The organism is Methanobrevibacter sp. UBA412, assembly GCA_002495685.1.
GTDB lineage: Archaea > Methanobacteriota > Methanobacteria > Methanobacteriales > Methanobacteriaceae > Methanobrevibacter_A > Methanobrevibacter_A acididurans.
Genome location: DAGJ01000001.1, coordinates 1 through 14,329 on the forward strand (window position 1 = coordinate 1; position 14,329 = coordinate 14,329).

General features: G+C 27.1%; 15 protein-coding genes. 1 reads left to right on the forward strand and 14 read right to left on the reverse strand.

Annotated features, from left to right (window positions below):
- Positions 1-600: 600 nt before the first annotated feature.
- The 10 genes from BP997_RS00005 to cbiM all read right to left on the reverse strand — a co-directional run bounded on the left by BP997_RS00005 (position 601) and on the right by cbiM (position 9,238).
- Positions 601-1,824: an LUD domain-containing protein gene (locus tag BP997_RS00005; RefSeq protein ID WP_413825925.1), complete on the reverse strand. Its 1,224-nt coding sequence runs from the start codon at positions 1,822-1,824 to the stop codon at positions 601-603.
- Positions 1,824-2,531: a (Fe-S)-binding protein gene (locus BP997_RS00010; RefSeq protein ID WP_409197669.1), complete on the reverse strand. Its 708-nt coding sequence runs from the start codon at positions 2,529-2,531 to the stop codon at positions 1,824-1,826. Before BP997_RS00010 ends, BP997_RS00005 begins: the two co-directional genes overlap by 1 nt.
- A gap of 25 nt (positions 2,532-2,556) precedes the next feature.
- Positions 2,557-2,922, reverse strand: coding sequence for a DUF2304 domain-containing protein (locus BP997_RS00015; protein WP_413825927.1), 366 nt, complete (start codon positions 2,920-2,922; stop codon positions 2,557-2,559).
- A gap of 24 nt (positions 2,923-2,946) precedes the next feature.
- Positions 2,947-3,672, reverse strand: a complete 726-nt coding sequence (locus BP997_RS00020) for a glycosyltransferase family 2 protein (protein WP_409197671.1) — start codon at positions 3,670-3,672, stop codon at positions 2,947-2,949.
- A gap of 15 nt (positions 3,673-3,687) precedes the next feature.
- A complete protein-coding gene (ribC, locus tag BP997_RS00025; RefSeq protein WP_409197672.1) occupies positions 3,688-4,149 on the reverse strand; it encodes a riboflavin synthase in 462 nt (153 codons plus the stop codon).
- A gap of 177 nt (positions 4,150-4,326) precedes the next feature.
- Positions 4,327-6,381, reverse strand: coding sequence for a heavy metal translocating P-type ATPase (locus BP997_RS00030; protein WP_413825930.1), 2,055 nt, complete (start codon positions 6,379-6,381; stop codon positions 4,327-4,329).
- Positions 6,382-6,579: 198 nt separating this feature from the next.
- Positions 6,580-7,413 carry an ATP-binding cassette domain-containing protein gene (locus tag BP997_RS00035; protein WP_413825932.1) on the reverse strand — a complete coding sequence of 278 codons (834 nt, stop codon included), beginning with the start codon at positions 7,411-7,413 and terminating at the stop codon, positions 6,580-6,582.
- A 24-nt stretch (positions 7,414-7,437) separates the two neighbouring features.
- Entirely contained in the window at positions 7,438-8,124 is a 687-nt protein-coding gene (gene cbiQ, locus BP997_RS00040; protein ID WP_413825934.1) for a cobalt ECF transporter T component CbiQ, read from the reverse strand.
- An 83-nt stretch (positions 8,125-8,207) separates the two neighbouring features.
- Complete coding sequence (locus BP997_RS00045) at positions 8,208-8,504, reverse strand: energy-coupling factor ABC transporter substrate-binding protein (protein ID WP_413825936.1); 297 nt, start codon at positions 8,502-8,504, stop codon at positions 8,208-8,210.
- Between the two features lie 20 nt (positions 8,505-8,524).
- Positions 8,525-9,238 (reverse strand): cobalt ECF transporter S component CbiM, encoded by a 714-nt coding sequence (gene cbiM / locus BP997_RS00050; protein WP_413825938.1) that lies wholly within the window; start codon positions 9,236-9,238, stop codon positions 8,525-8,527.
- Between the two features lie 282 nt (positions 9,239-9,520).
- Here cbiM and pyrF point away from each other — a divergent pair, with 282 nt between their 5' ends.
- Positions 9,521-10,168, forward strand: a complete 648-nt coding sequence (gene pyrF / locus BP997_RS00055; protein WP_413825940.1) for an orotidine-5'-phosphate decarboxylase — start codon at positions 9,521-9,523, stop codon at positions 10,166-10,168.
- 89 nt (positions 10,169-10,257) lie between these two features.
- Here pyrF and BP997_RS00060 read toward each other — a convergent pair whose 3' ends face one another.
- The 4 genes from BP997_RS00060 to hisG all read right to left on the reverse strand — a co-directional run bounded on the left by BP997_RS00060 (position 10,258) and on the right by hisG (position 14,053).
- On the reverse strand, positions 10,258-10,788 hold the full coding sequence (locus BP997_RS00060; RefSeq protein ID WP_413825942.1) for a hypothetical protein: 531 nt from the start codon (positions 10,786-10,788) through the stop codon (positions 10,258-10,260).
- A 40-nt stretch (positions 10,789-10,828) separates the two neighbouring features.
- Positions 10,829-11,779, reverse strand: coding sequence for a deoxyhypusine synthase (locus BP997_RS00065; protein ID WP_413825945.1), 951 nt, complete (start codon positions 11,777-11,779; stop codon positions 10,829-10,831).
- Between the two features lie 199 nt (positions 11,780-11,978).
- On the reverse strand, positions 11,979-12,893 hold the full coding sequence (locus tag BP997_RS00070) for a CBS domain-containing protein (protein WP_413825948.1): 915 nt from the start codon (positions 12,891-12,893) through the stop codon (positions 11,979-11,981).
- A 173-nt stretch (positions 12,894-13,066) separates the two neighbouring features.
- Complete coding sequence (gene hisG / locus BP997_RS00075) at positions 13,067-14,053, reverse strand: ATP phosphoribosyltransferase (protein ID WP_413825950.1); 987 nt, start codon at positions 14,051-14,053, stop codon at positions 13,067-13,069.
- Positions 14,054-14,329 lie beyond the last annotated feature (276 nt).

The following is a 14,329-nucleotide window of genomic DNA, read 5'->3' on the forward strand; positions in this document are numbered from 1 at the left end:
AGAAAATACAAAAAAATTGTAAACTAAATACGTTATAACATTATTAGTCACGTTAAGAAGTACACATAAAAAAATAGCAGAGTAATAACACAATTAATTGTTACTATGATATAACAATCAAATATCACCACATCTACAAAACCAACATCAAACCATAATAATTAATATTAGGTTCTCACGAACATGTATATAATCAAATTTTGATTAATACAATTTTATAAATATAATATCTAGCCACATGTGGAAAAGCAGTCATCATAGTCATAATGTAAAATACATAATAAACTTAGACCAACGCCATTAAAACACATGGCACAACATATAGGGAAAGTTACAACAAAGATAATTTCTATTAAAATATATTGCAAAATCTAATATTTTTTTATAATATAAGTTAATATATCTTTTTTTTTAATTTATATAAATTTATTAGTATATTTTTCGTTTAAACTTAATTATATTTATATTATTTTTTATAAAAAATATAAAATAATAAAAAATAAATAATTAATAATACTTATTTTATTAAAACTTAAAAACCTAAAAAAATTTAAAAAAAACACTGAAAAAACAAATAATTAAAAAGAGTTAAAAATTAAATTAAAAAGGAGAATTATGGTCTTTAATTTTATCCTTAATTAAACTATGAGGTTCAAGGAAAATACCTAAATCATTATTATTAGCCCTTAATTGTTCAATAATAGCATTAGTAGGTAAAGAAACAGGACAATTTTCAGTGCAAATACCACAGAGAGTACATTTAAACAATCCTGACTTTAAACTAGTATCATGATCACCAATAAAATCACTGAAAGCTACTCCACGACCACCAACATAATTTTCATAACCAAAATCACTACCTATAACATTATAAACAGGGCAAACTGTAACACAATTTCCACAACCTACACACCATAAACATTCATTAAAAGCTTTACTTCGACCATTATCTAAAAATATAACCACAACTTTTTCAGCACCATACATATTCTTAAACAATTTCTTTTCAATATCAGCAGTTTTTGAAGGTCCAGAAACAATATTCATATAAGAAGTAACATGACTCCCAGTAGCATAAATAGTTTCTAATTTAGCTACACTTATTGCATCTTCAATACTTGGAACTAATTTATCAATACCTGCAACAACAATATGTAATTTTTTACTAATCACATGATTAATATTTCCTTCATTATGAATTAAAATTATAGAACCATCTTCAGCAGCAATACTATTAGCCCCAGAAATACCAACATCAGAATCCTTCATCTGATTTAAAACATCTTTTTTAACAGCCTGCATTATCTCATGAGCATCATCTTCAACATGAACATTCATTTCACTATTATTAATCACATTAGCAATTTCATGCACATCTAAATGAGCCGCAGGACAAGTTGGATGAATTGGAATATTATATCCCTCTTTAATTTGTAATATACGATCACCTAAATCTGTAGCTAAAAAATTCACACCATACTCATCTAAACAATCCTCAATTTTAATTTCCCTTAATGTATTAGATTTTGATTTAGTAACTGTAACCCCAGATAAATCTTCATCTTCAGCATTTTCTTTTATTAAATCTACGATTTTATCTTGAGCATCTTCAATTGTTGAAGCAAAAAATGAATCAATACCATTTCTTTTAAATGACTCACAGGCAGTTTTATATAATTCTTCATTATTATTTATACTGTCTTTCCTAATATTTTGAACTTTTTCTTTTAATTCTAGAGATTTAGGTTCTTTCATAATATGATTAGTTCTATCATTTGCTGTTTTGAAAGATTTTCTCATTGTTTCTAATTCATTTTCTTTCATCACATATCCTCTTCTTCTTGTTTTTTTAGATTAGTGCAAATAAATTCAGATAAATCTAATACTTCCATATCTGAATTATCATTAAGGTTTAATTTACAGAATGGACATGCTGTTACTAATAATTCTGCACCAGATTCTTCTGCTTCTTTCATACGATTTTTAGCTATTTCATTACTCATATCATTATATGCAGATTTAACTCCACCACCAGACCCACAACATAGGGCATCTTCTCGATTATGTTTCATTTCAACTAAATCAGCACTACTTTTTATAACTTCACGAGGAGCTTCAGATTCTCCAGCATGACGACATAAATGGCATGGATCATGATAAGTTACTTTGATATCATTTTTTTCAGGACTAATTTTTCCTTCTTTTATAAGTTGATTTAATAATTGTGATATATGAATAACATTAAACTCAGTGTTTAATTTTTCTTTATAATCATTTTTTAAAGTTTTATAGCATCCAGCACAAGATGTGAGTATTGTTTCATTTTGATAATCTTTTAAAAAATTTATATTTTCTTTCATTTGTTGTATTGCAGCATCATGGAATCCTGTTCGTAATAATACAGATCCACAACATGGTTCATTTTCTAAAGTATGGTATTTTATACCTGCTTTTTTAAGTATATATTCTGTTGCATCAGCTATTTCAGGTATTTTTTCACTGGCTGTGCATCCTTTATAATAAAGTATCATGTTTTAATTTTCCTAAAAAATTTTTTTATTCCTTTTTATCTTTTTCATCTTCTAATATTATTTCATTTTTAATTGCTAATTCTCTCACTAAATCATTAATATTTTGATTTAAATCATCAATTTTAATATATAATCTAAATATTAAGTAAAAACATCCTAAAATTGCTATTATGAATAATAAATTTGCACCTGTAGCTATACCGAATACATGTGCTATAGAATCTATTGTATTTGGTACAAATGCAAACAGAACAAGGAAAACCCATAATATAGCCCATAATATAAACGTTGGAAGACTAGTTTTTTCTTTTGTATATCTATGATAAATTAAAATAACTGCTACAATAGCTATAATTAAAAATATTACTTGATATAATAATAATTGTTGCATTGTATTTACCTACCTATCTTTTTATTAAAATCTAAATAAATCTAAAATCATTTGGAACATAATTTTTAGTCCTACCATTAAATTAGTCCCTTTTTCTTGTGTTTCTGGAGTGTATATAGTTGTAATTGTTACTTCTCCTACAGATATTTTATTTAACTTTATCTCTTTAATGAATTCAGAAGATACTCCATAACCTTGGGAAACTACATCAATTTTACTTGCAGCATCTGCTGAAAATGCTCTTAATCCTGATTGTGAATCTTTTACTTTAACTCTATAAAATATTAATGTAAGTAAATTCATCATTGTATTTGCAAAATTTTTACTTCTAGGCATATCTTCAAAAGGTCTTGCACCTATTACTGCTTCAACTTGACCTTGTTTTAATGGAAAACATACTTTTTTTATATCTTCAACTTCATGTTGTCCATCTGCATCAAATGTCACAATATATTTAGCATTATGTTTTAAAGCTGTATTCATTCCAGTTTTTAATGCTGCTCCTAAACCTCTGTTTATTACATGGGACACTATAATAATATTATTTGGATATTTTATTTGACTTTCTTTTGCACATTTTAAAGTCGTATCAACAGATCCATCATTAACTACTACTACATGATATCCTTTTTTTGAAATTTTTTCTATAACTTCACTTACTGTTTTTTCTTCATTAAATGCAGGTACAACTATGTATACACCGTCAGTATCTTCATAATTTGTTTTAGTTTGCGCTTGTGTGTTTGTCATGAAAATCAAAAAATATTATAAAGGACCTGCATCAGGTTTACCTTCTCTTTTACCTTTTCCTGCTTCTTTTGAAAATTGTTTTGGTTTAAACATCATTTTTATTAAGTTTTGTGCATGTTCTCTTGCTCGTGTTTCTGCAAGTATTTTTAAATCTTTTTCATTATCTTCTTCATCTTCATGTACAAAAACTTCCAATATATGTTTATTTGTCATTAATTGTGCTCTGATTAAACCTGTAGATGCTTCATGTGCACACATTTTGTCTTTTTCCATTGGACCCGGCATTCCAAGAGCCATTACAATTTCACAATCTTCTTCTTCTATTAATTTTTTAGAAGCCACAGGTAAGTCTTTTACACCAGGTACAACTGAATGAATTATTTTTATATCTGAAGCATATTTTTTTAATTCATCTATTGCAGCAGCCCCCATTTCAAAACGTGCAAATGTTGTTTCACAAACTCCTATTTTAAGCAATGTTTTATTCCACCTTTTATAATTTATTTTATGAAAAAATGATATAATATTATAATATATATTAATATTAGATATGAATTTTGTAATATAAAAAACTTTACAATGAAAAAAGAGTAGTTTGTGGAAGTAGAATAAAATAAAAAAAGGAGAAAGAAATTAGTATAAAAGAAAAAATATTTAATGCATATGTTTATGTGTATGTGATGAACCATTAAAAGTAATTACTTCCCCTAAATCTAAATTTTTATGAGAATGATTAAGATTACCTTTATCATGTGAATGGGTTAAAATTTCATTGTTTTTAACTGGTTCATTAGGATTATATTTTTTAATATTATCATCAAATTTACGATCATATAAAAATCCTGCATTAGCAATAACAACACATGATCCAATGTTATGAACAAGTGCACCAGTTACTGGGTTTAACCAACCCATTACACTACAGAATATAGCAACTGCATTTATACACATACTTAAAGTAATATTGAAATGTATATTATATAATGTGGCATTAGATAATTTCTTAAGATATGGGATTTTTTCAATATCATCACCAAGTAATGCTACATCTGCAGCTTCAATTGCAATATCACTACCCATTTTAGCCATAGCAACACTAATATTAGCTGTTTTTAATGCAGGAGCATCATTTACACCATCACCAATCATTGCAACCATTTCATTATTATCTTTGATTTTTTGTATTTGTTTTACTTTATCTTCAGGTAATAATTCTGCATGAACATTACTTATACCTACTTGTTTAGAAAAATAATTTGCTGCTTGTATATTGTCTCCAGTTAAAAGAATTACTTTAGTGTTTAATTCTTCTAAATTTTTAATCATTTCTTTTGCATCTTCACATAAAATATCGGATAATGCTATAATACCTAATATTTCATTTTCATTTGCAACAATTATATTTGCTTTACCTTCATTATTTAAATATTTTAATGTTTCATTTAACCCATTAGTATTTATATTATTTTCTTTTATGAAGTTTAAGTTTCCACAAAATATTTCTTCTTGATCTATTTTAGATTTTACTCCTTTTCCAGGTATCATTTGGAAATCTTCACAATCATCAAATTTTATATTATTTTCTTCAGTATATTTTATTAATGCTTTAGCTAGTGGATGTTCACTTCTTTTCTCACAACTTGCAGTTATCTTAAGTAATTGCTCATTACTTAAGTTTTCTTTTTTACTTATCACATCTGATACTTTTAAATCTCCATATGTTAATGTTCCTGTTTTATCAAATGCTATAATATTGGTTTTTCCAAGATTTTCTAATGCTTCACCAGATTTTATAATTACACCATATTTTGTTGCTTGACCAATTGCAGCCATAATACTTGTTGGTGTGGCAAGTATTAATGCACAAGGACAAAATACTACTAAAACAGTCACTGCACGATTTATATCACCAGTAAATATGAATGCACATATAGCAATTAGTAATGCTACTGGCACTAACCATGTTGCCCATTTATCTGCAATTCTTTGGGTTGGTGCTTGTTTATTTTCAGCATCTTTCACCATGTCTATTAATTTTTGTAAACTAGAATCTTCTCCACGACTAGTAGTTTCCATATCAATACTACCATATAAATTCATAGTTCCACAAAATACTTCATCCCCAGGTTTTTTATCAATTGGTAAAGATTCCCCAGTCATAATAGATTGGTCCAGAGAAGTATTTCCTTTTGTTATTACTCCATCGACGGGTATTACTTCACCAGGTAATACTCTTAAAGTATCTTTTAAGTTAATTTCATTAACATTTACTATTTCTTCTTTAAAATTTCCATTATTTGTTTGTATTATTTTTCTACCTTTTTGTGGGGTTAAATTTATTAAGTTTTTTAAACCATTTTGAGCACGATCTACTGTATAATCTTCTAATAGTGCACCTAAAGACATTATAAATGCTACTTCTCCTGCAGCAAATATTTGACCTATACCTATACTTGCAATCATTGCAACTGTTATAAGTAATGCAGATGATACAAATTTTTCTTTTATTACTCTAATTAGTGCAAGATATATTAAAGGAAAACCACTTATTATTACTGCACCCCATGCTGGATCTATTGGTGATTGAATATGAAATACCATGAAAACTAAACTTATAGCTAAGAATATTCCTGAAATTATAGTCATTTTTAATCCTGCTAATAATTCATTTAATTTTTCTAGGCTCATATCCTCTTTATTTATATTCATTTTTTTTCTCCCTGTAATAAATTGTATTACTTTTTTTGAATTTCTTTATATACTTAGTATTACTATAGCTAGAAAAAAAATATAATAATACTTTTTTTAAATTCATTTATATACTAAGTATTACTTAACTTGTATTAAAAAATCCCAAATCATAACAATTTAGGAAAACCTTTACTTAATACAAATTTTCTATAATAATTATAAATCTAATTTTTCTAAGAATTGATTTCTAGCTTGACTAATAGTTAAAGGATATTCCCCTTCAAAATCTATAGAATCTTCCTTTTCTAAAATTTCAGCTAAATGAGCAATACGAGGTAAACGTAAATTAGCACCTCTAATAGTTTTTACATCACTGAAAACTTCACTAGGAGTACCTTCCTTAATAATTTGACCTTCTTTAATCACATAAAGACGATTTGCATATAAAGGAACTAAATCCACATCATGAGTAGAAATAATAATAGATATACCTTCACTATTTAATTTATATAATAATTTTAAAACTTGTGAAGCACCTTTAGGATCTAAACCACTAGTAGGTTCATCTAAAACCATGATTTTAGGTTTCATAGCTAAAACACCAGCTATAGCCACGCGCTTCTTTTGACCACCACTTAAATGATGTGGAGGTTTACGTTCAAATCCAGACATCCCCACTTTTTTTAAGGATTCTTTAACACGATTTTCCACTTCTTCTTGAGAAAGTCCTAAATTTAAAGGACCAAAAGCCACATCCTCTTGAACTGTTGGTGCAAAAAGTTGATCATCAGGATTTTGAAAAACAACACCTACTTTAGATCTAACATCAAGTAAACCTTTATTATTATATTTAATTGGTTTACCCTCAACTAATACTTCCCCTTTATCAGGTTTAAAAATTCCATTAAAGTGTAAAAAAAGAGTAGATTTTCCAGCACCATTCTTACCAAGTAATGCAACTATTTCATTATCATTGACTTTAACAGTTACATCATTTAAAGCTTTAGTACCATCTTCATATTTATAAACTATATGATTTGCTTCTAACATTATTTTTTTTAACTCCTCTAACCTTTATTTACTAGGTTCATAAATTGGTATTTCACCATTATAACCCCGAGATTCCAAAGTTCTTTGTAATGATTCTGCTTTTTCTAATGATTTAAAGAAAAGATTTGCAATAATACTTCCAAGAGATTTGAAAGAATTCATATAACCATTAAATCCTAATCTTGATTTTTGAGCATTTCTCATTGTTTCAACTTCTTCTAAGAATATAAATATAATATTATACATTAACATGGATAATTCTATAAATATTTTAGGTACATGAACTTTAGCTAAAGCATGTAAAAAATCATTTATTGGTGTTGTAAGTGACATGAACCCTAAACATGAGAAACATGCAAATACTCTAAAGAAAGTTAAAACAGCAAGGTTATATGCATCTTGGCGAATTACTATTCCCCAAATTCCACTATCCCATATAACAGGACCTACTCCAAAGAAGAACAATAAAAATACACAAGTAATACTTGTGAAAGCAAATGGTATCGCTATGAATTTTAAATAAATACTAGGTTTAACACGAGCTACACCCATAATTCCAATTGCTGCTAAGATTATTACACAAATTTCCAATGGAATATTTTGGCTAATTAAAGAGATTAACATTATCCCTATAGATAATACTATTTTAAGATTTGAGTTTACATCACGTAAGCGATTTGTTTGTGCAATATAATCTATATTCAATGTCATGTTCTCATCTTTACCTTTTTTTATTTTAATTTTTTAAAAAAAATTATTTAATAGATTTATTTAAATCTATTAATAAAATTCCATTATTCTTTAATATTGTATTTTCTTTGTGCTCTCCAATAACCGAAGAAATAACCTATAATTATAGTTCCTATAGCAGTTTGAACACAGAAGAGTAAACTTTGTATTTCCCCACTTGGTGGTTCCCACATTGAACTGAACCATGGTGTGTAACCAGTTGATTTTATTGCAGTTGCTCCAGCATCATCAGATCCGCCGAAATAACCTTGGTCTTCACCTAATCCACTATACATTGCTAAGGGTATCATTACAATGATTGCAACTAATATTAATAATATTATATACATTTTTGTTTTCATTAATTAACAAACCTCCAAGTTTATATAGCAGATCCTTTATCATCTTCTAATGCTTCAACTTGAGCTTCTTCAGCTTCTTTTGATGTTAATGCACCAAGTTTTTCCATGAGTTTTGGTTTATTTTTCTTTAACATATCCCATATTACAACTGTTAAAATACCTTCTGCTATTGCTAATGGTATTTGAGTTACTGCAAATATTGCAAAGAATTTTACAAATGCAGCTGTGAATGATGGTATTGGAAATGCAGCTGATAATTGTACAGCGGTTGTTACATAAGTTAATAAATCACCAAAGAATGCTGCAAAGAATATTGCAACTAGTGATCCAGCTTTTGTTTTATTGATTGCCTTATATACTGCCCATGCTACGAATGGTCCTACTATTCCCATTGAGAAACAATTTGCCCCTAAAGTTGTTAATCCTCCATGTGCTAAGATGATAGCTTGGAAAAGTAGTACGATTACTGCGAGTACACTTGTTGCTGCTGGTCCGAATAGTGCTGCTCCTAATCCATTCCCACATGGATGTGAACAGCTTCCTGTTACGGATGGCATTTTAAGTGATGATAGTACAAACATAAATGCTCCTGAAACTGCAAGTAATGCTTTTGATTCTGGAGTTTTTTCAAATGTTCTTTTAATTTGTATTAATCCCCATGCTACTACTGGTATCATTAGTATATACCAAAATAAACACCAAAGTGGCGGGAGAAATCCTTCCATAATATGCATTTAATATCTATCCCCATAATTTTATTGTTTTTTTTAAAAAAGTTTTAAAGTAAAAATTTATTAAAGTTAAATTGATTAAATTAAATTTAACTTTATAAATATTATTTTATCCAAAACCCTATTTAAGCCTTTCTAAAAATTTCAAATAAATATGAAAATAATAAAGTTAAATTAATAAAAACTTCTTGAATTAAATTAAGTAAATTTTAATATTTATAATTTACTAAAAAAAATAATAAACTAGAAAAAACAAACAATAAAAACAAAAAAGGATAAAAAAATATGAAAATAAAAAACAACCTAATATTAGCAATGGACATAATGGAACTCCAAAAAGCAGAAAAAGTATGCGAAACAATAGGAAACCAAATAGACACAATAAAAATAGGATACCCCCTAACATTAGCAGAAGGAATACAAACAATAAAAATATTCAAAGAAAATTACAACTACCAAATAATATGCGATTATAAAGTAGCGGATATACCAGCAACTAATTCAAAAATAGCAGAACAAACATTCAAAAATGGTGCAGACGGAATAATAACACACGGATTCGTAGGAGAAGACAGTGTAAAAGCATGCCAAGACAAAGCAAATGAATACAACAAAGACCTATTTTTACTTACAGAAATGTCACATCCCGGAGCAAAAAGATTCCTCCAAAAAGATGCAGATGAAATAGCAAAAATGGGAGTGGAAATGGGAATAAAAAATTATGTAGCACCAGCAACACGAATAAATCGTTTAAAAAAAATCAGAGAAATAGTTGGAAAAGATTCATCCATAATATCCCCAGGTGTAGGAAAACAAGGTGGAGAAGCTAAAAAAACATTAAAATATGCAAATGCTATAATTGTTGGAAGATCCATTTATGAATCTGAAAATCCAAAAAAAGCAACAGAAGATATAATAAAATCTACAAAATAAAAAAAAATGAGAAAAATACATATTAAATATTTCTCATTAATAAAATCCTTTTTTTATATTAAATATTTCTCATTAATAAAATCCTTTTTTTATATTAAATATTTTTCAAATAATTTACGTGCAAATTCATAAAATATTTCAAAAAGTAAGAAATAAACAAAACTAATTAATTGAAGATACCCAAAAATTGCTAAGAGTAAAATTACAACTTTCATTGAAAAACGATAATCAAAGAAATACTCAAAGAATTTACCTTTAGAATAAACTTTAGGATTATCATTACCTAATTCATCAATCCAAGCACCTAAAATACAAGCCAATAAAATAAAACCATTAATTCCCGGAATACCAATTATGGCTACAATAATTAAGAAAGTTAAAAGTGTGGCTATATGATGAACACCATCCACTTTTAAACCTAAAAGATTACCAATAAGTATCCCTATAAAAATGTAAGCAGCATTTATATTTGTAACAGTAGCATAAGCTGCGAATAATCCACAAATTATACCTAATATAACTGCTAATATTTTATTATTTTTCTCATCAAATTCATCATCACTAAATTTCATAAAAAATCCAGATAATGCATAAGATGCTGCTAGTAAAATCGGAGTCATGAATTTTTTCCCTCAAAAATATTATTCTTTAAACATTATTTTATTCAATTTTATCTAATGCAGCAGCAAAAATCAATGGAAAGATAATAGTTGCATCTCCTACGACATTAGCTAAGTTTGAACCACATTTAGCTTTAGACCAACTTTTAGCTTCTTCTAAAGGAGCACCACTTAAACTTCCAGCTTCAGGACGATCCATAGTTATTTGTATAGCTGCATCTAATCCTCCTTTAAGTAAAGTTGATGCCATAGTATAATGTTTTGGAACTCCTCCTCCAAGGAAAATTCCCCCAATTTCTGGAGATTCAAATACTAAATCTGAAAAATGATGCATATCTTTTACAACATCTAAAATTAGATTATGATCTTGTGTAAACATCCATAATTGTAATCCAAGCATACTATCTACAATTCCTGGTGCAAATATATCTACATTATGTATTGCTGCTTGATGGAGAATACTATTTTCATCATCTATTATTAATCCTATTTCATGTAATAATGTGTTAATTGAAATTATCCCTTTATCTTTAGGATTATCTAATTTTTCACTAAGTTTACCAAAGATTTTATTGATTTCTGTTTCAAATATTTCAAAATCATCATTTTGAGTGTAAACATCAGCAATTCGTCCTATCCCTGCTTTGTTTAATGCTTCATCATCATCCCCAAAGTCTCTGTAATGTCTTCCTCCAAATGATTCTAATAAATCATGAGTTATATTTGCTCCACTTGTAACTAATACATTAATATATTCATGTTTTATCATGTATGATATAATGTTTCGCATTCCCCCAGGTACTTGTGGCCCTGCCATACTCATAAAAATATTCATGTCTTCTTCATTTATCATTGCTGCAAGTAAATCTGAAGCTCTTGCTACTCTTCCAGATCCTAATACTCCACAGTTTTCAAATTCTTCCATGAGTTCAGATACTTTCATATCTTTTTTAATATTCATTTGATTAACTTTAGTTCGTTCTATTCTCATAAAAATCATTTATTTATTATTTATTTTGTAAATTTTATTTTAAGGAAAATATATGTTTAAAAATTTTACTTTTTTTATTAATATTTTATTATAAAATTTTAAAAAAAAGAATTAATAATTAATATAATATTTATTTATTATGTTAAATAAGTTTTATTAAAAAAAAGATAAATTTGATTTAAAACCAAAAAAGGGGATTTTAAGATTTTATAGAATCCATTATTGGGAAATTTTTTAAATTTGTGATTTGTTCTATTAAATCTGTGCGTGTTACAATTCCAGTTGGTATTTTATCTTCATCAACAAGTATTAATCTTCCTACATGTTTTTTATACATAATTTCAACAGCATTTGCTATTTTCATTTTACTGTTTACTGTTATGACTTCATTACTCATTATATCTTGAACTTTTAAGTTTTCCCTATTTTCTGCTAATGATTCAACAATATCTGTTAATGTTAACATTCCTATTGCACAATTATTTTCTATTATTGGTGCTCCTTCAATATCATTCATGGTTAATATTTTGGCTGCTTCACGAATACTATCTTGACTTTTTAAACTTATTAAATTTGTAGTAGCTATATCTTCAATAGCATTTTTAGGTATACTTCTAATTGTTGTTGTGTCTAATAGTATTAAATTATCCATATCGTCTCTTCCAACAATTTCTCCCATAACCCCTAAATTATTTACTGGTGTTGGTCCTATTGTTATAATATCTCCTAGAGTTAAATCTTTAATATTTCCTAAAATTTTTATTGCTGCTTCACATTCTCCGGGGTGTGGAACACTTGTAAATTCTATTTTAGCAACAGATAATCCTTCTAATTTATTCCCATCTTTAAACATTGGGACTTTAAAAGAATCTTCATCAGAAACAGTAATGTTTAATGTTTGATACGCTTCAATTGTAGGTTTATACCCCCCTCTTGGGCCCGGAACACCTTTTACTAAACCTAAACTACGTAAAGATTGCATTTGGTTACGAATAGTACCAGGATTTCGACTCATAACATCAGCAATATCTTCCCCTTTAATAGATTTTCCATTAGAAGTTTGATATAAATTAATTAAATTTTGTAAGATTTCTTTTTGTACAGAAGTTAACATTTTTTTTAACACCCAAAAAAATATAATGATAATTTATAATGATTTTTTATGAATAATTATAATTTATTAAAATTTATATAAAAAGATATTGATTTAAATTTACTAAAAATATGTAAAAAAGTTAGAAAAAGTTAAAAAAATAAGATATAAAGTTAAAAAATTATTTAATAAATTTATTTAACATACTGTTTTACATCACTTCTAATAATACTTGATGCACCATATTTTTTAATTTCATATAACATTTCAGGGAATTTTCCTTTCGGAATTAAAACATTAACCTGAGAGTATGTAGATCCTTTATTAATTGTTGGTTCATCTGAACATAATTTATTTTCAATTAAATAATCTGTTAATTCTTTAACAATATCATTATTAATATTAAATTTAACATCAAAGTATTTTCGTGCAAGGATAGCTCCATATAATTGATCAAAAATTAATTGAGCTTTTTCCATTTTTTCCCCTGTACATGATACTCCAGCATATAAACCTGCAGAAGAGTGAAGAATTGTTTCTAATTCTTTTAATCCTGCTTTTTTAAGAGAGTTTCCTGTTTGAGTGTTATCAACTATTAAATCTGCACCTTTAGCTATGTAAACTTCTGTTGCTCCATCACTATTAATAACTTGAACTTTATCATTATTGCCATCTTTTAATCCTCTAACTTGTACAAGTGGTACAGTATCTCCATAAATTTCTTGATATCCATTATTTTGCATCATGAATTTACGTGTTAAATTTGGATATTCTGTAAAACATAATATTGGAGTGTCTCTATTTTTATTTTTTCTGAAAAAATCTGTTAAATTTTCATAGGGAGAATCATTTGGCACAGCCATTATTAAACGTGTTTGACCATAATCTAAATCTCCAAGTTTAGTTATATCATTATCACTTAATACAGATTCTTCCTTTACCCAATCTTCACCAACAATAGCTAAATCCACCATTCCACGATTTAACTCTACAGGTGAACTTTGAGGTCTAGTTAAAAATGCTTTAATATCTTCATCATTAACAATTTGTATTTCAAAGGATTCATCCTCAGGTTCATATCCTTTCATTTCATAACCTGCATCTACAAATAATTGATAAGTATTTCCTCTTTTAATATTATTTAAACTTCCTTTTGGAAGACCTAATGTAATCTTTACCATTTTCTAATCATCATCCTAAAATTATTTAATAAACATATTTTAAATTTCAATTTTTTTTCATTGATTAAATAAAAAAAACCTTAAAATATTATCTTTATTCTATTTTAAAAAAATCTATTATTTAGTAATTAATTTCGAAGATATAAAAAAGTTATGATATAAAAAAAAGTAAATTTTATAAAATAAAGGCTCTGTAGAAACCCTATTTTTGAGGTATTTTTGTTGATCTGTAGAAGTTGTAGAATGTGTTTTTGAGTTTGGTTTCTTTATTTGACA